22 protein-coding genes are annotated in these 20,082 nt (G+C 40.5%); 1 reads left to right on the top strand and 21 read right to left on the bottom strand.

All coding sequences use genetic code 11. The features are described from left to right. From F8B77_RS06240 to trmJ, 21 genes are all read right to left on the bottom strand, one after another. On the bottom strand, nt 1-234 hold the full coding sequence (locus F8B77_RS06240; RefSeq protein WP_130047249.1) for a zinc ribbon domain-containing protein: 234 nt from the start codon (nt 232-234) through the stop codon (nt 1-3). A gap of 306 nt (nt 235-540) precedes the next feature. After that, a complete protein-coding gene (locus tag F8B77_RS06235; RefSeq protein ID WP_151654625.1) occupies nt 541-1,419 on the bottom strand; it encodes an alanyl-tRNA editing protein in 879 nt (292 codons plus the stop codon). 77 nt (nt 1,420-1,496) lie between these two features. Next, nucleotides 1,497-2,999 carry a ribosome biogenesis GTPase Der gene (der, locus tag F8B77_RS06230; protein WP_130047251.1) on the bottom strand — a complete coding sequence of 501 codons (1,503 nt, stop codon included), beginning with the start codon at nt 2,997-2,999 and terminating at the stop codon, nt 1,497-1,499. Nucleotides 3,000-3,180: 181 nt separating this feature from the next. After that, nucleotides 3,181-4,338 (bottom strand): outer membrane protein assembly factor BamB, encoded by a 1,158-nt coding sequence (bamB, locus tag F8B77_RS06225; protein WP_130047252.1) that lies wholly within the window; start codon nt 4,336-4,338, stop codon nt 3,181-3,183. A 10-nt stretch (nt 4,339-4,348) separates the two neighbouring features. Next, nucleotides 4,349-4,960: a YfgM family protein gene (locus F8B77_RS06220; protein WP_130047253.1), complete on the bottom strand. Its 612-nt coding sequence runs from the start codon at nt 4,958-4,960 to the stop codon at nt 4,349-4,351. Between the two features lie 11 nt (nt 4,961-4,971). Then, entirely contained in the window at nt 4,972-6,240 is a 1,269-nt protein-coding gene (hisS, locus tag F8B77_RS06215) for a histidine--tRNA ligase (RefSeq protein ID WP_130044652.1), read from the bottom strand. Between the two features lie 38 nt (nt 6,241-6,278). After that, nucleotides 6,279-7,397 carry a flavodoxin-dependent (E)-4-hydroxy-3-methylbut-2-enyl-diphosphate synthase gene (ispG, locus tag F8B77_RS06210; protein ID WP_130044651.1) on the bottom strand — a complete coding sequence of 373 codons (1,119 nt, stop codon included), beginning with the start codon at nt 7,395-7,397 and terminating at the stop codon, nt 6,279-6,281. Between the two features lie 12 nt (nt 7,398-7,409). After that, a complete protein-coding gene (gene rodZ, locus F8B77_RS06205; protein WP_151654623.1) occupies nt 7,410-8,345 on the bottom strand; it encodes a cytoskeleton protein RodZ in 936 nt (311 codons plus the stop codon). Continuing rightward, nucleotides 8,335-9,096, bottom strand: a complete 762-nt coding sequence (gene pilW / locus F8B77_RS06200) for a type IV pilus biogenesis/stability protein PilW (RefSeq protein WP_130047256.1) — start codon at nt 9,094-9,096, stop codon at nt 8,335-8,337. The genes rodZ and pilW overlap by 11 nt, the downstream gene beginning before the upstream one ends. A 30-nt stretch (nt 9,097-9,126) precedes the next feature. Continuing rightward, nucleotides 9,127-10,245 carry a dual-specificity RNA methyltransferase RlmN gene (rlmN, locus tag F8B77_RS06195; protein WP_060993652.1) on the bottom strand — a complete coding sequence of 373 codons (1,119 nt, stop codon included), beginning with the start codon at nt 10,243-10,245 and terminating at the stop codon, nt 9,127-9,129. Between the two features lie 224 nt (nt 10,246-10,469). Next, nucleotides 10,470-10,904, bottom strand: coding sequence for a nucleoside-diphosphate kinase (gene ndk / locus F8B77_RS06190; RefSeq protein WP_130044648.1), 435 nt, complete (start codon nt 10,902-10,904; stop codon nt 10,470-10,472). Nucleotides 10,905-11,030: 126 nt separating this feature from the next. Next, nucleotides 11,031-12,317 carry an aminopeptidase PepB gene (gene pepB / locus F8B77_RS06185; protein ID WP_151654621.1) on the bottom strand — a complete coding sequence of 429 codons (1,287 nt, stop codon included), beginning with the start codon at nt 12,315-12,317 and terminating at the stop codon, nt 11,031-11,033. A gap of 233 nt (nt 12,318-12,550) precedes the next feature. Next, nucleotides 12,551-12,751 (bottom strand): Fe-S cluster assembly protein IscX, encoded by a 201-nt coding sequence (iscX, locus tag F8B77_RS06180; protein WP_130088090.1) that lies wholly within the window; start codon nt 12,749-12,751, stop codon nt 12,551-12,553. 108 nt (nt 12,752-12,859) lie between these two features. Then, entirely contained in the window at nt 12,860-13,198 is a 339-nt protein-coding gene (gene fdx / locus F8B77_RS06175) for an ISC system 2Fe-2S type ferredoxin (RefSeq protein WP_130046423.1), read from the bottom strand. 2 nt (nt 13,199-13,200) lie between these two features. Continuing rightward, on the bottom strand, nt 13,201-15,051 hold the full coding sequence (gene hscA, locus F8B77_RS06170; RefSeq protein WP_130046422.1) for a Fe-S protein assembly chaperone HscA: 1,851 nt from the start codon (nt 15,049-15,051) through the stop codon (nt 13,201-13,203). A gap of 39 nt (nt 15,052-15,090) precedes the next feature. Beyond that, the gene (gene hscB, locus F8B77_RS06165; RefSeq protein ID WP_130046421.1) at nt 15,091-15,606 is read right to left on the bottom strand and encodes a co-chaperone HscB; all 516 of its coding nucleotides are present in this window, start codon (nt 15,604-15,606) and stop codon (nt 15,091-15,093) included. 15 nt (nt 15,607-15,621) lie between these two features. Then, nucleotides 15,622-15,945: an iron-sulfur cluster assembly protein IscA gene (iscA, locus tag F8B77_RS06160; protein ID WP_130046420.1), complete on the bottom strand. Its 324-nt coding sequence runs from the start codon at nt 15,943-15,945 to the stop codon at nt 15,622-15,624. Nucleotides 15,946-16,073: 128 nt separating this feature from the next. Further along, entirely contained in the window at nt 16,074-16,451 is a 378-nt protein-coding gene (gene iscU, locus F8B77_RS06155) for a Fe-S cluster assembly scaffold IscU (protein WP_045101377.1), read from the bottom strand. A gap of 32 nt (nt 16,452-16,483) precedes the next feature. Continuing rightward, a complete protein-coding gene (locus F8B77_RS06150; RefSeq protein ID WP_151654619.1) occupies nt 16,484-17,698 on the bottom strand; it encodes an IscS subfamily cysteine desulfurase in 1,215 nt (404 codons plus the stop codon). Nucleotides 17,699-17,729: 31 nt separating this feature from the next. Continuing rightward, nucleotides 17,730-18,236, bottom strand: a complete 507-nt coding sequence (iscR, locus tag F8B77_RS06145; protein WP_151654617.1) for a Fe-S cluster assembly transcriptional regulator IscR — start codon at nt 18,234-18,236, stop codon at nt 17,730-17,732. A 92-nt stretch (nt 18,237-18,328) separates the two neighbouring features. Further along, nucleotides 18,329-19,069: a tRNA (cytosine(32)/uridine(32)-2'-O)-methyltransferase TrmJ gene (gene trmJ / locus F8B77_RS06140; RefSeq protein ID WP_151654615.1), complete on the bottom strand. Its 741-nt coding sequence runs from the start codon at nt 19,067-19,069 to the stop codon at nt 18,329-18,331. A 208-nt stretch (nt 19,070-19,277) separates the two neighbouring features. Between trmJ and suhB the strand changes: the two genes are divergently transcribed. Then, nucleotides 19,278-20,081: an inositol-1-monophosphatase gene (suhB, locus tag F8B77_RS06135; protein WP_151654613.1), complete on the top strand. Its 804-nt coding sequence runs from the start codon at nt 19,278-19,280 to the stop codon at nt 20,079-20,081. The last annotated feature ends 1 nt before the right edge of the window (nt 20,082 follow it).

Raw genomic sequence — 20,082 nt, 5'->3', positions numbered from 1 at the left:
CTAGTTAGATCTCATCTCTACAAAGTTGGTTTTTGCACGAGACTTAGATTTCAACTCATTGCAATCATGACAAAAATAGCTTGCTGCACCACACGCATTAAGCTTTTCCATCTCCTTATTGCAATCTGGACAATAAGCTACTTTTGTAAAATCAACCTGACAAAAATCACAATGATATCCTTCTCGCTGCCAACGCAATTCAGACTGGCATTTAGGACATTCGTTTGTTTGCATCGCTGTTTCCTTCTTAATCAATTTCAAATAAACACAGTGTCTCTGTACGCATTTAAAAGTGTGGATCTTTATGCTTATAGGGATCTGATCAGCGATCATGCCCTTTAAGAACATTTATATAACCACACCCCGAAAGCATTAGTTACATATCCTGTTTTTCAATTTTAAACGATACAAAATATCAAAACAATTCACTCAAAACAGAAGATCCAGCACATCAATCAGTATTAACCTTTCTATTTTAGTCGAAAACATGGAAATAATACCAAATACAGAAGAAGAGTTACATCTCATGTAATTTCGACTTTATACTCGCTTAGTAGAGCGAGTTAACATTAATAATTCTTGCTCACCTTGTGCGTTAAGCTGAACGTTAATCTCTTGATATTCTTTAAAAGAAGAGACATGCGTTCCACCACAAGGAAGCTTAGCAACACCATCTATACCAAAGTCTGCTATCCAGTAACGTGAATCAGTTAACGCTTTACCTTCACACTCAATAGAAACTTCATTTTCTAAGGCAAGCCACACACTAATCTGCTGATTCACTTGCGCTGCAATACTCTCAAGATCCGACATCATCTCTGCACTATTCAACCCTCGCTTACGTAATGTTTTACCTAAACGGTATACATCTTCGCAATGATCTTCTGTAACAAAGCTGGTTTCTTGAGCGTAGCTATTGAAATTGTAATGACCCAGTTCATCTTTTCTATCTGCATCTTTACGCCAATAATTAGCATGAAGCACTTTGTTTAATGCTAAATAAGCGATATGACCAGCACTGTGTCCGCGACTCAATGAGTCTTGGTATTCTTTATCAACCTTTAGCTCAACAGTGTTTTCTACTGCTATATCGGCATCTTTAGATATTAAATGCGAAACAACAAAAATCCAGCCCGCTTCTCCACGTTTAATTGGAATATCTTTACCAATATAAAGCTCACCTGTAGATAGTTCGATTGCACCTGTTTGGCAAGTAAGTACAGGGTATTCAACATTGTTGATTTGAAGTACACCTTTGTCTTCTGGGTGATCTGGCCAAATATGGCTAACAGGATGAAACGGAGTTTCTTTAGTAACAACCCACTTTCCTTGCTCTGTTTCTTTAATAAGTTTCACAATGGAATTAGATTGCCACGTGTTATGACAAAATAAAATCTCTGTTGCTGATAGCTGAGTCATGATTTTTACCTAAAAAAAACGCCCAACAAATAGGTGGGCGTTTTATTATTGAATAATATTAATAAAGTAGCTCTAGGTTACTTCTTATTGCGGTTTTTCACTGCGCCAACTAGACGCTTACGTTGACGCTCTTGAGATAGAGTCAATTTACCACCGCGATCTTCAAATGGGTTTTCACTATTCTGGAATTGAATACGAATAGGAGTTCCCATAATTTCTAATGACTTACGGAAATAGTTCATTAAGAAACGCTTGTAAGAAGAAGGGAGTTCTTTTACTTGGTTACCGTGAATAACGATAAGCGGTGGGTTATAACCACCTGCGTGAGCGTATTTCAATTTCACACGACGACCACGAACCATTGGCGGTTGGTGATCTTCTTGAGCCATTTTCATAATACGGGTAAGAACAGACGTACCTACACGCTTAGTTGCAGACACATATGCTTCTTGTACTGATTCATATAAATGACCAACACCAGTACCATGTAGAGCTGAAATAAAGTGAAGACGAGCAAAATCAACAAAGCCAAGACGACGATCTAGCTCAGATTTCACTTTCTCTTTAACTTCATTATCAAGCCCATCCCACTTGTTCACAGCAATAACTAATGAACGACCTGCATTTAATGCAAAGCCAAGTAAGCTTAGATCTTGATCTGAAATATTTTCACGCGCATCGATAACTAAAAGCACAACGTTAGCGTCTTCTACTGCTTTTAGAGTTTTGATTACAGAGAATTTCTCAACAGTTTCATTAATACGACCACGACGACGAACGCCTGCTGTATCGATTAATACATACTCTTGACCTTCACGTTCCATAGGAATGTAAATAGAGTCACGAGTGGTGCCAGGCATGTCATAAACAACCACACGCTCTTCACCAAGAATACGGTTAATTAGTGTTGATTTGCCTACGTTAGGACGACCAATAATGGCTAGTTTTATTGGTTGATCTTGAAGACGAGAAAAATCTCTTTCTGCATCTTCTTCCGTTAGATCTTTTTCTTCTTCTTCGAAATCTTCAAACTCAGTAAGATCAGTCATCTCACCGTTTTCATCTTTCAAAGACTCTTCAACAAGCTCTTCCATAAAAGGAGCTAGAGCAAGTTCTAAAAGTGATGTAACACCACGGCCATGTGAAGCTGCAATTTGATAAACCTTGTTCATGCCTAGCTGCCAGAATTCAGCACTTGCTGCATCTGCATCAATACCATCAATCTTATTTACTACTAAGAAGGTTGGTTTTTCACGTGAACGTAAGTGTTTTGCGATAGCTTCATCAGATGATGTTAAACCAGCACGGCCATCAACCATAAATAACACAACATCAGCTTCTTCAATCGCAGCTAATGACTGTTCTGCCATTTTAGTCTCTACACCTTCTTCTGTTCCATCAATACCACCGGTATCGATAAGAATGAATTCTTGCTCTTCTAACTTAGCACGGCCGTATTTACGATCACGAGTTAAACCAGGAAAATCAGCAACTAATGCATCCCTTGTGCGTGTAACACGGTTAAACAGCGTCGATTTACCAACATTTGGACGCCCTACCAGAGCAACAACAGGAATCATACATACCTCTTTATTTAATCATAGGCATAGCGCGAGCTAATACCAATTTGATGATGGTTTTAACGGATTTATCAAGTAGTAAAGCCATCACCAAATTGGATTATCTTTCACTATCTAAAAACAATAAAAGGCTCCAAAGCCAAAGGACTTGGAGCCAATTCACAATTATAGCAAATAAAACTTATTTAATTCGCATTTTTTTGATATCGCCTTCGCGAGTCACAATAACAAAGCTATCTTCCACCAAAATTGGGGATACTGCGATACCGTCACTGTCAATCTCTTGCTGAGACATAAACAACCCGGTATCTCTATCCAACCAATGTAGGTAGCCTTCACTATCAGCAACTACGATGTAATTATCAATAATCGTTGGCGATGTTAACTGGCGGTATTCAAGCTCTTCATTATTCCAAAGCTCGGTACCACTTCGTGCATCAACAGCGACAACATGATCTTTTTCTGTCACTAAGAAAAGTCGCTTTCCATCTGATGACATATTCATCGCTGATGAGTAATTACGCTTCCAAACAGGTTGCCCTGTACGAAGATCTAATGCGATTAACTGACCATTGTAGCCAATGGTATATAAGCGCCCACCTAAAATAAGTGGAGATGCATCAACATCAACGAGGCGATCAATTTCTGTTGCCCCTTTGGGTGTACCTACTGGTTGTTGCCATAATAGCTGACCTTTAGAGATCAAAGCGGCTGCTAAACGACCATTAGACATTCCCCAAAAAACACCACCTGAGATACTCACTGGTGCACTGTCACCACGAAGGGTTAAGTTAGGCACTTCACTGTTAATTTGCCATTGTTCTACACCCGTTTCAGCATCAAAAGCAACCAATGCTCCACGACTTGTATGAATAATAACATAACCTTCATCAGCTAATGGTTTTGCAAGTACTTCACCATCCACTTTCTCACGCCATAATTCTTCACCCGTTTCTGCATCAAGAGTGATAAGCTCACCATTCTCAGAACCAATAAAGACTTTGCCGTATGTCAGTGTTAAGCCGCCAGATAATCGAGCGGTATCATCTTGCTCTAAGTCTTGCTCCCAAATTGTTTTACCATTTTCAGGATCAAGCGCTTTAACTAAACCATCTCGACTTGCAACATAAACTTTTTGATAAGCGTAAACAGGCGTTAAACGAGAAAAATAATGCCCAACGCCATCTCCAATTGAACTTGTCCATTCCGTAGTTGGTTCAAATTGATTTTGAACAACAGGAACCGGTGCCATTACGATTGTATCTTCTTCACTCGCACAACCAAAAAGCATCGAGAAACCAAAGGTACATAATGCCGCTTTTTTTAACACCTTACGCATTCAGTTGTCCTTACTCTGCTAAATCATCCAGTTTCATTTGAACCGCTTGGTTCATACCAGCTTGCAGTGCCTCTGTATAAGCAGAGCGAGCTGTTGCTATATCACCTTGACGAAGTGCAATATCACCTTTAACTTCAGCAACACGCGCAGCCCAACTTGCAGGTTTCACTGTTTCTAGTGTTGTTAGTGCTGCATCAAATTCTTCTTGTTGTGCTTGAATACGAGCAATTCGAATTTGTGCCGTAGCAATCAAAGACTCATCTTTGCTGTTACTTGCAATCCAATTTAACTGCGTTATTGCATTATCAAGTTGGCCAGCTTCTACTTGTACCTTTGCTAGCTGAAGAGCCGCTAAAGTTGCGTATTCGCTTTTTGCATTTGCATTAATAAACGCTTGAGTTGACTCAGCGGCTTCTGCACCAGATGCTTGCAATGTCGTTAATGTTTTCTCATAAGACATTGACGCTGTATCTTTTGCTTCAATTTGCGCCGATTGGTAATATTTCCAACCTAAAATTGCACCAATGCCAACAACGCCACCAACAACGACTGCCTTGCCATTTTCTTTCCACCAACTTTTAATGGCTTCAACTTGTTGTTCTTCAGTTTCGTAGGCTTCCACGTCCTATCCTCTTAAATCAAATCAGCTAATTTTGCGAATACGTCTGTTTGAGCTAAAGTTTCTTGCTCGCCAGTTCGTAAATCTTTTACGTTAACTGTCTGCTCAGCGACTTCACTCTCACCTAAAATAAGAGCAACTGCGGCACCGGCATTATCAGCACGTTTAAATTGTTTTTTAAAGTTACCGCCACCAAAGTGGCACATTACGCGTAAGCCTGGTACTTGTTCACGTAGGGACTCAGCCAGTTTCATACCAGCCATTAATGTACCTTCGCCAGACGTCACCATGTACACATCAACTGAACGACGAACGTCAGTTAATTCTAATGTTTCCATTAGTAATACTAAACGCTCTAGGCCCATAGCAAAACCAACCGCTGGCGTTGCTTTACCGCCTAGTTGTTCAACTAGACCATCATAACGACCACCGCCACATACCGTGCCTTGAGCGCCTAAACTTTCAGTAATCCACTCAAAAACAGTGCGGTTATAATAATCTAATCCACGAACTAAACGTTCATTAACTTGATATTGGATACCAGCAGCGTCAAGTAGTTCACATAATCCAGAAAAATGTGCTTTCGAATCATCATCTAAGTACTCAGATAACTTAGGTGCATCACCTAAAATTGCTTGAACATCTGGGTTCTTTGTATCTAAAACACGCATTGGATTAGTGTGCATACGACGCTTACAATCTTCGTCTAATACATCTAGGTGTTGTTCTAGAAAAGCAATAAGTGCAACACGATAGTTAGCACGCGCTTCTAATGAACCAATCGAGTTTAACTCTAAGCGAACGTGTTGATCGATGCCTAATTCACGCCATAAACGCGCAGTCATCATAATCAATTCAGCATCAACATCAGGGCCGTTCAAACCAAATACTTCAACACCAACTTGGTGGAATTGACGGTAACGACCTTTTTGAGGGCGCTCGTGACGGAACATTGGGCCCATGTACCATAAACGTTGCTCTTGGTTGTACAGTAAACCATTTTCAATTCCTGCACGAACACAACCCGCAGTCCCTTCAGGACGAAGCGTTAAGCTATCACCATTACGGTCTTCAAACGTATACATCTCTTTTTCAACAACATCAGTAACTTCACCGATAGCTCGTTTAAAAAGATTCGTTTGCTCAACGATAGGCATACGAACTTCGTTATAACCGTATGCACTGATAACGCGTTTTACGCTATTTTCAACTTTGTGCCACAATGGCGATTGTGTTGGAAGGCAGTCATTCATGCCTCGAATTGCTTGGATTGCTTTAGCCACGTTCACTTCCCAATGGGTTTATTTATATCTACAATTAATCAGTCTATCTGATTAATATCAATTTGGTTTTCTTTTGATAACGTTGCTGCTTTAGCACGAATTTTTGCTTCTAATTTATCCACAATATTATCATTATCAAAACGCTCTTTCTGACGTATGCCATCTTCATAGAACGCACTTTTGCGGTTACTTCCCGCAATTCCCATATGCGAAACTTCAGCTTCACCAGGGCCATTTACAACACAACCAATAAGAGATACATCCATTGGTGTGATTAAGTCTTCTAAACGCTGTTCAAGCTCATTAACCGTTGCGATCACATCAAACTCTTGACGAGAACATGTAGGGCAAGCAATAAAGTTAATACCGCGAGAGCGAATACGCAATGATTTTAAGATATCAAAACCAACTTTGATCTCTTCAACAGGATCTGCTGCCAAAGAAATACGTAGTGTGTCACCAATACCTTCAGATAATAGTAACCCTAAACCAACAGCTGACTTTACAGAGCCTGCGCGCGCACCACCAGCCTCAGTAATACCTAAATGCAGTGGTTGAGCGATTTGTTTTGCTAACAAGCGGTATGAATCAACTGCGAGAAATACATCTGATGCTTTAACGCTGACTTTAAACTGGTCAAAGTTCATTTTGTCCAATATATCAACATGTCGCATTGCTGACTCAAGTAACGCTTCTGCTGTTGGCTCTTTATATTTAGCTTGAATGTCTTTTTCTAATGAGCCGCCGTTAACACCAATACGAATTGGAATATTTTTATCACGAGCACAATCAACAACAGAGCGAATACGTTGCTCATTACCGATATTACCCGGATTAATACGTAAGCAATCTACGCCATACTCGGCAACTTTTAGTGCAATACGATAATCAAAATGAATATCAGCAACTAAAGGGACTGAGACTTGTTGTTTAATTAGCTTAAACGCCTCAGCAGCATCCATTGTGGGTACTGAAACACGAACAATGTCGGCACCGACTTTCTCAAGTGCTTTAATTTGAGCAACTGTCGCAGCAACATCAGTCGTTAACGTGTTTGTCATTGACTGAACTGCGATCGGAGCGCCATCTCCAATAGGAACATTACCCACATAAATGCGAGTAGATTGACGGCGTTTAATTGGGGATTCTGTATGCATGGAATCAACTCATTATTGAGGTAGGGTTAATCGTGCAACTTTACCGGCAGGATATGCAGATAAATCAACAGGTTTACCTTTATAAGTTAATGTTACGGCACTTGGAGCACCTATAACTAGTTTATAAGGCGCTTTACCTGTCAGTTTTAGTGTTTGATTTGCTTTTTTCACGCCTGAGTATAGACGGTTATTTGCTGCGTCCTGAACTTGTAGCCAACAATCATTATTAAAGGTCATTAGTACATCTTCAGCAATTGCTACTGGCTCTACTACTGCGACTTTTTCTTCAGCTTTTGCTTCTGAAGTTGCATCTACTGCTTCATTGATACTTACGTCTTCTGCAATAGGTGCCTCAAGTTCTTCAGGTGTTGTTTCTAATTCTGAAAGTTTAGTATCAACCTCAAGAGCATTCGTCTCATTAAGCACTGGATGTTCATCTGTAGCGCCATCTTCACCAGTCGTGCTTTCTGTCACTTGAGTTGGCGCTTCAGGTGTCACTTCTGTAATTAATTCTGCGTCTTGTTTGCTCTCTAATTGAGCTTGCTCTTGCCACCACCACAAAACAGACATACTAAGAATTAACGCAAAAATAACCCATGTCAGTTTCATTATGCGGTTATCGTGTTTTTCTCTTTTCGTTTTACGAGAAAAACTCTGCATATCATGCTCTTCTATCAATGCTTTACCTAATTGGTCTAAAGCATTTAATACTTTGATTTCAGGCACATTGACAATTTTGGCATAAGAACGATAGTAGCCACGAGTAAACGTCGCTAATTTACCCATATCAAATTTATCAGCTTCAATTTGCTGTAAAACTTCAACGCGTAAACGTAAACGTGATGAGATATCTTCAAGTGATAACCCTTGCTCCTCACGCGCTTCTTTAAGTAACAAGCCTGGAGCTACCAATGTTTCTACTTTTTCTTCAATATGTTCAATCGTCATAATTTATATAATTCTGATATTCTGTTGAGTCTGGATACTCTTTCCCGAGAATATTTACGTATTTTTTAACCAAATGCGTATTGCCTGCTTTTTTTTCTAATTCTATGAGTAAGCTTAGGCTAACGGGTTTGTATCCATACTTCTTAGTAAATTTAAACAGCGCAATTCTCGGTTCTGAATAGTTACCTTCATCAATATTCAATTTAGCCAATTGAAGGGTGGAACGAACTCGATTCGGATCATGAGCCAGTGAGCGCTCAAAATACGTTTTTGCTGTCACTTTATCCCCACTACTTAATGCGCACATGGCTGCATTTTCATAACTTGCCGAAACAAGGTAATAGTAAGGTTGATCTATTGCTTGAGCAAACTTCTGTTGAGCTTCCTCATAACGGCCATTTTTACAAAGAAAAACGCCGTAGTTATTTAATACATTACCATTTTTTGATGAAGAACGTAATGCTCGTTTGTAAGCCTTTTCAGCTAATGCATCTTCATCTACTTGTTGGTAATAATAAGCGAGGGAAGTTTGAGAGCGGTAATAGTCGGGAGCGTATTGTACAGCCAGTTCCAAATTTTCACGGGCTTTGATCATGTTGCCCGCATTTAAATAGCTTAATCCAAGGGTAATTCGAGCTTCAGCAGCTCGAATTATCTCTTCTTGGGTCATGTCATCGGCTTCATTTACCGTGACACAACCAGCACTGATTAACACTCCAATTGTTAATAGTGCCGCACTCCATTTTCTCATACTGCCTTCCCTTGCTGTTATACATCAAGGTTAAACAGTTTTAACAGGGATAGCCTCACCTTGCTGTTTAACTTGAGTACGTTTAGTTCTATCGATTACATCACCCACTAATTGACCACAAGCAGCATCAATATCATCGCCACGAGTTTTACGAACGGTTACCGTAAAATCGTATTCCATTAGTGTCTTCATGAATCGATCGATACGTGAATTACTTGGCTTTTTGTATGGTGACCCAGGATATGGGTTAAATGGAATCAAATTAATCTTTGCAGGGGTATCTTTTAGTAATTCTGCGAGTTGTCTTGCATGATTCATATCATCATTAACATGATCTAAAAGGACATACTCTACCGTTACACGACCACGGTTAGCATTTGATGATGCAATGTATTCGCGAACGCACGATAAAAATGCATCAATATTCCAACGGTCATTGATTGGCATGATTTCGCTACGTAGTTCATCCGTTGGCGCATGAAGAGAGATCGCTAATGCTACATCGATTTTCCCAATCATTTGCTCTAAGCCAGATACAACACCTGACGTCGATACCGTTACACGACGCTTAGATAAACCAAAACCTAGATCATCAAGCATAATTTCTAATGATGGAATTAAGTTTTTCATATTAAGCAGCGGTTCGCCCATGCCCATCATTACAATATTTGTAATTGGACGACGCCCCGTTTCTTTTTCTAAACCAATTTCACGAGCTGCACGCCAAATTTGGCCTACAATTTCAGACACTTTAAGGTTACGGTTAAAGCCTTGTTGAGCAGTTGAACAGAATTTACATTCCAATGCACAACCTACTTGAGAAGATACGCATAATGTAGCACGGTCACCATCAGGGATATAAACCGTTTCAACATCTTGATCGCCTACTTTCATCGCCCATTTGATAGTGCCATCAACCGAATGCTGAGCTTCTGATACATAAGGGGCGCGGATCTCACACTTGTGCTTTAGTTTTTCACGAAGTTTTTTGTTGATGTTGTTCATTTGATCGAAATCATCACAACCAAAGTGATACATCCACTTCATGATTTGATCGGCTCTGAATGCTTTCTCTCCTAATTCCTCAGAAAAAAATGCTCGAAGTCCTTTACGATCAAAGTCCAGTAGATTGATTTTAGCTGTAGTCATGTTGCCTCTCTGATAAATAACATCACCGCGAATATCGGGCGCAGAATTGTACAAGTTTTGAGAGAATATTACTAGAGGGTCGAGGTTTAAAGCGGGTGTATGATTAATCTGTTATAGAAAAGAAAAATTTACTGTATTGACTATATTATTTTAAATACCAGACTAACAGCAAGCTCCTCTGAAACCTTCAAGGGAGCTTGCGACCGATCTAAATCCTTAATCCTTTATTCTGCTGGACGTGGACAGATTTCATCTTCAGCAAAGAAGTAAGCAATCTCGCGTGCTGCAGATTCAGGACTGTCTGCACCATGAACTGAGTTATGACGCATGCTGATTGCATAATCGGCACGCAATGAGCCACAGGCAGCGTCTTCTGGGTTAGTCTTACCCATTAGCTCACGGTAGCGAGCCACCGCATTTTCCCCTTCTAATACCTGTACCATTACTGGGCCAGACATCATGTAAGCGACTAGATCATTAAAAAACTCTTTACCTTCATGCTCTGCATAAAAGCCTTCTGCTTGTTCTTTAGTTAAACGAAGCATTTTAGCAGCAACGATTTGCATACCTGTTTTTTCAATACGACGGTAAATAGCACCAATTAAGTTACGCTTAACTGCATCCGGTTTTACAATTGAAAAAGTACGTTCTATTGTCATTCTACTTTCCTTTAGGTTTCTTTTACTTCTTATATTAATTTCTATCAGCTCTCATTTATCATATAAAATGCTGATAGAAATTACCCATTAAAAAAGAAGACCGAGCGAGCTCGATCTTCATTTTAATTACTTAGTTAATATATTAGCAAGTGTTCTAACACCAACGCCTGTTGCCCCTGCTGACCATTTATCTGATGCCGCGGTACGATACGTTGCCGAACAGTCCATATGCATCCATCCCTTCTGATAATCTTCAACAAAGTAAGATAAGAAGCTGGCTGCTGTACTTGCTCCTGGAGAATATGCTCCTGAGCCAATATTAGCTAAATCAGCAAAGTTTGACGGTAACATAGTACGGTGAAATTCCATTAACGGTAAACGCCATAGTCCTTCATTTTCTTCTTGAGCTGACGTTAATGCTTTTTGGCTCAACTCATCATCAAAGCTTAATAAAGAATGGAAGTCATTACCCACCGCCATTTTTGCTGCACCTGTTAATGTTGCACAGTCAATAATAAGTTCTGGGTTTTGTGCTGAGGCAAACTGAAGACCATCAGCTAATACTAAGCGACCTTCTGCATCAGTATTTAAGATCTCTACTGTTTTACCATTTTTATAGGTAATGATATCGCCTAGCTTTAATGCTCGGCCTGAAATCATATTTTCAGCACAGCATAAAATCAATTTAACGCGCTTATCTAAACCACGAAGAATCGACATTGCAAGACCAGCTGTTGCTAGCGCAGAGCCTCCCATGTCGGCTTTCATTGACGCCATGCCGCCAGAAGGTTTAATGCTGTAACCACCAGAGTCAAAGGTAATACCTTTACCTACAAGACACGCAAAAACAGGAGCATCAGCATCGCCAGTTGGGTTGTAATCTAGCTGCAGCATCGCTGAAGTACGCTCAGAACCACGACCTACCGCGTAAATACCTGTCCAACCTTCCGTTAGTAAGTCTTTATCTTTAATTATTTTAGCCGTTACTGTTCCGGCTGGTGCAACTGATTTAATAAACTCAGCAGCCATTGTGGTAAGTTGACGAGGAGCGACTTCTTCCGCCGTCTTATTAATAAGTTCACGAGTCCAGTTAGTTGTTAATATGCGATCATTCAGCTCTTTTTCATCCGCCTCAACAAGTGCGGCCCAAGTAACGTCATTATTGCTTTTTGAATCACGAAAACCCTGAACAAAAGACCAAATAGACTCTAAATCCCACTCTGGACCTTGCAGCTCAACAGCAACAAGACCTTGAGTTGCTAGCTTTCGAGCAGCACGCTGAATTGCGCTATAAACATCACTATCAGTACAGTGGATCACTGCGCCCTCTGCAGTAAACGAAAGCGGTGCATTTTCACCCCAATGAGCAAGAGCAGCGATTGATGAAAGTTGTACCGTCATCTTTTGTGACATGATGAATCTCCTTTAAGCACGCAATAACTCCAAACAATCAGTAGGTGAATTCTACTGATTACTTATATTGCGCTAATACTATGGGTATACTCGAACAAAATGTTCTTTTTATCTAATTTGCCTACTTTATACAGGCGATACAAGGCATTTCACTAAAATCTAAGAGATCGATCCAACCACTCGATGGGAATTTAAACCTTATTAATGAAATACCGATGTAACTTCAAGTAACTTTAATCCCACTCATCCATCCAGCACAGGATAATCGCTTCCAATACCTTTTCACCTGAATGCTTAGGGTCGTCATCGAAGTCTTCCAAATCCAATACCCACTGGCACAAATCAGTAAATCGCACGGTTTTGGGATCAGTATCAGGGAACTTCTCTGATAACTCAATTGCGATGTCTCTTGAATCTATCCATTTTAAACTCATCATAAACTCCTTTTTTATGCGGCTATAAGCAATAAAAAGGGCAAGTTTGAGGAGGTAATTACTTACGTCTCAACACTTGCCCTCTTAATCTATTTTAGAATCGAAAGATTAATGATCTTCTGATGCTAAGTTTAGTGTGTATTTTGGAATTTCTACCACTAAGTCTTGCTTAGCCATTCTTGCTTGGCAACCAAGACGAGACTCTGGCTCTAGACCCCACGCTTTATCCAGCATGTCATCTTCAAGCTCATCACTCTCTTCAAGTGAATCAAACCCTTCACGAATCACAACATGGCACGTTGTACATGCACATGACTTTTCACATGCGTGCTCAATAGCGATGCCATTTTTAAGAGCAACGTCTAAAACCGTTTCCCCTTCATTTGCTTCAAGTACCGCCCCTTCTGGACATAACTCATCGTGTGGTAGAACAATAATCTTTGGCATTTCTATACCTCATCAATAGATTGACCGGCCAATGCAGCGCGAATAGAGGCATCCATTCGGCGCGCGGCAAACTCTTGGCTTGCTGCATCAGCTTGTTTTATTCCATCTTCAATTGCTTGCGTATCTGTACCTTGACGTACGACGATTAACGCCTCAATTGCTTTTAAAATTTCTGTTTGTTCTTCTTTTGATAACAATGCATCACCATCACTATTCAAAGCAACAACCAACCCTTCAATAACACGATCGGCTTCTACCTGTTGCTCTGCTAATGCTCTCGCTTGCATATCTTCTTTAGCGAATGTCATCGAGTCTTTCAACATATTTGCGACTTCATCATCGCTTAAGCCATAAGAAGGTTTAACTTGGATATGAGATTGAACGCCAGTGCTTTTTTCCATTGCGGTAACAGATAAAAGCCCATCAGCATCAACTTGATAAGTCACTCGAATATGTGCAGCACCCGCAGTCATCGGCGGAATACCTTTTAATGAGAAGCGAGCAAGTGAGCGACCATCTTCTACCATTTCACGTTCACCTTGAACAACGTGAACCATCATGCCTGTTTGACCATCTTTAAAAGTGGTGAACTCTTGCGCTTTCGCGACAGGGATGGTGGTATTACGTGGAATGATTTTTTCAACCAAGCCACCCATGGTTTCAATCCCTAAAGACAGCGGAATAACATCAAGCAATAACATCTCAGCATCTGGTTTATTACCCACTAAAATATCCGCTTGAATAGCTGCACCAATAGCAACCACTTGATCAGGGTCGATACTGGTTAATGGGGTTTTATTGAAGTACTCACCAATAGATGTACGTACAAATGGAGTGCGAGTTGAACCACCAACCATTACTACTTCCATTACTTCTTCAGTGCTAATATCAGCGTCTTTTAATGCACGACGACACGCCATTAGTGTTTTCTTAACTAAAGGTTGAATCAATTGGTTAAATTCAGAAACAGCAATTGTACCTGACCATTCTTTAAAAGAAATACTCACAGATTCACTATCAGAGAGAGCGACTTTAGTTTCCGTTGCTAACGTTAGCAACTCACGCTGTTCCTGCTTAGAAAGAGGTGTGTTGATCCCTGCTTGGTCTTTAATCCAATTCGCAATAGCATGATCAAAATCATCACCACCAAGTGCAGAATCACCACCGGTTGCTAATACTTCAAATACGCCTTTAGACAAGCGCAAGATTGAAATATCGAACGTACCGCCACCCAGATCATAAACAGCAATAACACCTTCTTGGCCTGAATCTAAACCATATGCAATTGCTGCAGCTGTTGGTTCATTTAATAGACGAAGAACATTTAAACCAGCTAATGTCGCTGCATCTTTAGTACCCGCACGTTGCGCATCATCAAAGTAAGCAGGAACGGTAATAACCACACCTTCCAACTCATCACCTAATGTCTCTTTTGCTCGACGAGAAAGAGACTTTAAGATCTCTGCAGAAACTTGAACAGGGTTAACCTCACCTTGAGCAGTTTGAATAACGGGTAAACCATTTTCACTTTCAGTAAATTGATAAGGTAAATCAGGGTAGCGAGCTTGAATATCTTTTAATGAACGGCCCATCAGTCGTTTTACTGAAATAATGGTATTTTGAGGATCAGAAGCAGCTGATGAATACGCATTAGCACCAACACAAATCTTATTGTCTTGATACTGTACAACCGATGGCAGGATAACATTACCTTTCAAATCTGGTAATGTCTTCGCTTCACCACTTCGAACTGAAGCAACCAGAGAATTAGTCGTACCTAAATCAATACCCACCGCCAATTTATGTTGGTGTGGTGCAGCACTTTGTCCTGGTTCAGCAATTTGTAGTAACATGAAAATATCCTTCGTCTATTTCAATTAACCTTTATTGGGTTAACCTAATAATTTGTCTTCTAACTGTTCGACTTCGTGATTCAGTTTATCAATAAACTTCAGCTTTCGTACACTTTGAGCGGCTTCTTGCCAAATTTCACTCTCTAATTGCTGCTGCAATAGCCCTAATTGCTCTTTACGCATAACTGATACGTTCTCAGCAAAATCAAACAATGCACTTTCAGGATCAGAGCTTGATGGTAACGATTCTAACTCCTCACGAAGCTCCATCTGTTGCATCAAAAACACAGGATCTTGCATTGTGGTTTGCTCACCACGAATATCATGACCTTGCTCTGATAGCATGTACTCTGCACGAGTGACGGGGTTTTTAAGCGTTTGATAAGCATCGTTGATTTGCGCTGCTTTTTGAATAGAAAGCAAACGGTCACGCTCAGAAGCGGTCGCGAAGTTATCAGGATGAAAACGCTTTTGTAATTCTCGGAATTGAAGAGAAAGAAGGCTACCATCCAGTTGAAACTGGTTTGGTAGCCCAAATAATTCAAAATAGTTCATAGTTAACGTGATGCTCTATACGTTGAAACTTTCACCACATCCACATTCACTTTTTACGTTTGGATTGTTGAACTTGAATCCTTCATTTAGACCTTCTTTTGCAAAGTCTAATTCTGTGCCATCCATATAAGCTAAGCTTTTAGGATCAATGATGATCTTTACACCAAACTCTTCAAACACTTGGTCTTCTTCATTTAGTTCATCAACAAATTCAAGAATATATGCCATACCAGAGCAACCAGAGGTTCTTACGCCTAAACGTAAACCAATGCCTTTTCCTCGGCTTTCAAGAAATGTTTGTACACGGTTTGCCGCAGATTCGGTTACTGAGATGGCCATACTACAACCTTTACTATATTTGTTTTGTGGTCATGGAGGTCATTAGTAAATAATGACTTAATTTAATAATAAAGCGCCGTATTTGTACCTATAAGTACAAATTGACGCTTTATAAAACAACTGTAATCTTAGTGCTTGTTACGATAATCAGATACCGCCGCTTTAATCGCATCTTCCGCTAAGATTGAACAGTGAACTTTTACAGGTGGAAGTTCAAGTTCTTCTGCAATTTCAGCATTTTTAAGTGCTGCAGCTTCGTCAAGAGTTTTACCCTTAACCCACTCGGTAACCAGTGAGCTTGACGCGATTGCTGAACCACAACCATATGTCTTGAATTTTGCATCTTCAATGATGCCTTCAGGAGACACTTTGATTTGCAACTTCATTACGTCACCACAAGCAGGAGCACCAACCATACCGCTACCTACTGACGGATCATCTTTTTCAAATGAACCTACGTTACGTGGATTTTCGTAGTGATCGATTACTTTTTCGCTATAAGCCATGATAAATACCTCTAAATTCTGGAACGTCCGTGTTAGTGGTGTGCCCACTCAACCGTGTTTAAGTCGATGCCTTCTTTGTACATATCCCATAATGGAGACATATCACGCAGTTTGTTTACTGCTTGGCTGATTTGTGCAATAGCGTGATCAATTTCTTCTTCTGTCGTGTAACGACCAAATGAGAAACGAATTGAACTGTGTGCTAATTCATCATTTAAACCTAACGCACGTAATACATACGATGGCTCAAGGCTTGCTGATGTACACGCTGAACCTGAAGAAACCGCTAAGTCTTTCAGTGCCATTAACAGTGATTCACCTTCAACAAACTCAAAACTAATATTTAAGTTATGTGGTACACGCTGGTCTAAATCACCATTAATGTGTACCGCTTCCATATCTTTAACGCCATCAAGCAGACGATCGCGCATCGCTAAACAATGGTCATAATCCTTTTGCATATCTTCTTTTGCGATACGGAATGCTTCACCCATACCCACAATTTGGTGCGTTGCTAATGTACCAGAACGGAAACCACGCTCATGACCACCGCCATGCATTTGCGCTTCTAAACGAATGCGTGGTTTACGACGAACGTATAATGCACCAATACCTTTAGGGCCATATGCTTTATGTGCTGATAGTGAGATTAAATCCACTTTCATTTCTTGTACATCAAGAGGGATTTTACCCGCTGATTGCGCCGCATCAACATGGAAAATAATCTTACGTGAACGACACAGTTCACCAATCGCAGTGATGTCTTGAATCACACCAATTTCATTGTTTACATGCATGATAGAAACAAGCACGGTATCTTCACGCATCGCAGCTTCTAATTTTGCTAAATCAACAATACCGTTTGATTCTGGCTCAAGGTAAGTCACCTCATAACCTTCACGCTCAAGCTGACGACATGGATCAAGAACCGCTTTATGTTCTGTCTTACAAGTAATGACATGTTTGCCTTTCTTGTTATAGAAGTGCGCAGCGCCTTTAATTGCAAGATTATCAGATTCTGTAGCGCCTGATGTAAATACGATCTCACGTGGATCGGCATTCAATAAAGCCGCAATGTTATCACGAGCTGTATCTACCGCTTCTTCAGCCTGCCAGCCGTAACGGTGTGAACGCGATGCAGGGTTACCGAAGCATCCATCCATTGTCATATGTTGAACCATTTTATTCGCTACACGCTCATCAACAGGACAAGTCGCCGAATAATCAAAGTAAATTGGCAGTTTCATTTTCATCTCCGAGAATACAGACGTTTGACCGTCAAAAGCGGACATTAACACCCACAGAATTTGTTAATTTTGAACTCGTTACTAGCCCATGATTTAAGGCTGCATCGATGTTTTGTCTATCTGATACTTGTTGAACTTCATTATCTACCATGAGCTCACCAAGTGTTATTCCATCTAAAAAGCTACTGATGCGTGAGCTTAAATCACGCCATAATGTATGCGTTAAACAACGCGTTCCACCTTGACAGCCTTCTTTACCATGGCATTTAGTAGCATCAACCGATTCATCAACCGCTGAAATAACCATTCCAACCGCAATTTCTTCAGGTTTTAACCCTAAGCGATAGCCACCGCCAGGGCCTCTTACGCTGGCAACTAAACCGGCTTTACGTAATCGAGAGAATAACTGCTCCAGGTAAGATAATGAAATCCCTTGTCGCTCCGAGATATCTGCAAGTGGTACAGGCCCTTCTTGCGCATGCAGTGCAACGTCTAGCATTGCTGTTACTGCATATCTTCCTTTCGAAGTTAATTTCATACGTCACCTCATATCCACACTATTGGTATGGACTGAGTCTCCCATACCCGACTGTTTTGGTCAAGTATTTATCCTACTATTTTAGTCAGGTATTATTTTTTGCTTATATTTTCGCCTTTTATGCTTCTTTCTACTGCAGTTAAGATCCCACGTAAGGTACGCAATTCATGTGTTTCAGGTCGACAACGGTTAAACATTCGACGCATTTTATTCATCACCTGACCTGGATGCGCCTTGTTAATAAAGTCGGTATCCGTCATCACTTTTTCAAGATGCTCATAAAATAATTCTAGTTCGAAGTTTAAAGGGTATTCCGATTCTTGTGATTCACCTTTGTAAGCCTGGCTATCGAGCCAAGCCACGCGAGCTTCATAACTGATAGTTTGAACAGCCATTGCTAAATTTAATGAACTGTATTCAGGATTCGCTGGAATGCACACATGGAAATGACATTTCTGTAGCTCTTCGTTAGTCAGCCCTACTCTTTCTCTGCCAAAGATAAAGGCAATTGGGTGCGATGGCGCTTCCTCAATGGCCTTTACACCGGCTTCTCTTGGTTCAAGCATTGGCCACTCAAGTGTTCTTGAACGAGCACTTGAACCAATCACTAAACCACAATCAGAAATCGCTTCATCTAACGTATTAACTATGCGTGCGTTATTCGCAATATCACTTGCGCCTGCTGCCAATGCAATGGCTTGGCCGTCAACTTCACACTCAGGAGCCACTAATACCATATTAGTTAAGCCCATCACTTTCATTGCACGAGCTGCTGAACCAATGTTTCCTGAGTGACTAGTGCCAACAAGGACAATACGAATTTTATCTAACATGTTATTTTCCATCTGATGAAAAGAGCCGCCGGATACTACCATAAAGCAATCTACCTTGCTTCTTTATATGTCCGAGATTTTTAAGCTTAACTCGCTTTTTTTATAATAAAGAGAACAACTGAACAAAAAATAAACGCTTCCTTTTAATCATTAGTTTATGTATACTCGCCGCCGATTTCTGTTCTTTAACATCTTTTGGGATATAACTATGCATCCAATGCTAAATATTGCTATACGTACTGCGCGTAAAGCCGGTGACTTTGTTGCTAAATCTTTTGAGCAAACTGACAAAATTGAAACAACAAAAAAAGGCAATAACGAGTTTATTACGAACATCGAAAACGATGCTCAATATATGCTTGTTGATATGATCAAGAAATCTTACCCTGATCACAGCATCATTTCTGAAGAGTCTGGCCTAATCGAAGGCAAAGACGCTGACGTTCAATGGATTATTGACCCATTAGATGGCACGACTAACTTCGTAAAAGGTATTCCACACTTCTCTATCTCTATTGCGGTTCGCATTAAAGGCCGTACAGAAGTGGCTTGTGTATACGATCCAATCCGTAATGAATTGTTCACTGCTCAACGTGGTGCTGGTGCTCAACGCAACAACCAACGTATTCGTGTTAAAGAATTAAAAGACATGAACGAGACAATTCTTGCAACGGGTCTTCCTTACCGTCAAAAACAACACGTTGAAAGCTACTCAAAAGTACTAGGCGCGATGTTTGTTGAATGTTCTGATATCCGTAGCTCTGGCTGTCCTTCTCTAGACTTATGTTACCTAGCAGCAGCTCGCATTGACGGTTTCTTCGCTCTTGGCCTTAAGCCTTGGGAGATGGCTGCAGCAGATCTAATCGCTCGTGAATCTGGCGTTATCTGTACTGACTTCTCTGGCAACACTGAATACATGAAGACTGGCGGCCTAGTTGCTGGTAGCCCACGTGTTGTTAAGTCTATGCTTAAGAAAATCCGTGAAAACGGCAGCGAAGCAATGGCTAAATAAT

Source organism: Aliivibrio finisterrensis (genome assembly GCF_008933155.1).
Classification (GTDB): Bacteria; Pseudomonadota; Gammaproteobacteria; order Enterobacterales; family Vibrionaceae; genus Aliivibrio; species Aliivibrio finisterrensis.
This window is presented reverse-complemented; position numbering and strand designations above follow the sequence as displayed.

Coding starts and splice junctions, on each gene's coding strand:
- F8B77_RS06240 (WP_130047249.1), bottom strand. CDS start 234: ATGCAAACAAACGAATGTCCTAAATGCCAGTCTGAATTGCGTTGGCAG.
- F8B77_RS06235 (WP_151654625.1), bottom strand. CDS start 1,419: ATGACTCAGCTATCAGCAACAGAGATTTTATTTTGTCATAACACGTGG.
- der (WP_130047251.1), bottom strand. CDS start 2,999: ATGATTCCTGTTGTTGCTCTGGTAGGGCGTCCAAATGTTGGTAAATCG.
- bamB (WP_130047252.1), bottom strand. CDS start 4,338: ATGCGTAAGGTGTTAAAAAAAGCGGCATTATGTACCTTTGGTTTCTCG.
- ispG (WP_130044651.1), bottom strand. CDS start 7,397: ATGCATACAGAATCCCCAATTAAACGCCGTCAATCTACTCGCATTTAT.
- rodZ (WP_151654623.1), bottom strand. CDS start 8,345: ATGACGATTGAACATATTGAAGAAAAAGTAGAAACATTGGTAGCTCCA.
- pilW (WP_130047256.1), bottom strand. CDS start 9,096: ATGAGAAAATGGAGTGCGGCACTATTAACAATTGGAGTGTTAATCAGT.
- rlmN (WP_060993652.1), bottom strand. CDS start 10,245: ATGACTACAGCTAAAATCAATCTACTGGACTTTGATCGTAAAGGACTT.
- ndk (WP_130044648.1), bottom strand. CDS start 10,904: ATGACAATAGAACGTACTTTTTCAATTGTAAAACCGGATGCAGTTAAG.
- pepB (WP_151654621.1), bottom strand. CDS start 12,317: ATGTCACAAAAGATGACGGTACAACTTTCATCAATCGCTGCTCTTGCT.
- iscX (WP_130088090.1), bottom strand. CDS start 12,751: ATGAGTTTAAAATGGATAGATTCAAGAGACATCGCAATTGAGTTATCA.
- fdx (WP_130046423.1), bottom strand. CDS start 13,198: ATGCCAAAGATTATTGTTCTACCACACGATGAGTTATGTCCAGAAGGG.
- hscA (WP_130046422.1), bottom strand. CDS start 15,051: ATGTTACTACAAATTGCTGAACCAGGACAAAGTGCTGCACCACACCAA.
- hscB (WP_130046421.1), bottom strand. CDS start 15,606: ATGAACTATTTTGAATTATTTGGGCTACCAAACCAGTTTCAACTGGAT.
- iscA (WP_130046420.1), bottom strand. CDS start 15,945: ATGGCCATCTCAGTAACCGAATCTGCGGCAAACCGTGTACAAACATTT.
- iscU (WP_045101377.1), bottom strand. CDS start 16,451: ATGGCTTATAGCGAAAAAGTAATCGATCACTACGAAAATCCACGTAAC.
- F8B77_RS06150 (WP_151654619.1), bottom strand. CDS start 17,698: ATGAAACTGCCAATTTACTTTGATTATTCGGCGACTTGTCCTGTTGAT.
- iscR (WP_151654617.1), bottom strand. CDS start 18,236: ATGAAATTAACTTCGAAAGGAAGATATGCAGTAACAGCAATGCTAGAC.
- trmJ (WP_151654615.1), bottom strand. CDS start 19,069: ATGTTAGATAAAATTCGTATTGTCCTTGTTGGCACTAGTCACTCAGGA.
- suhB (WP_151654613.1), top strand. CDS start 19,278: ATGCATCCAATGCTAAATATTGCTATACGTACTGCGCGTAAAGCCGGT.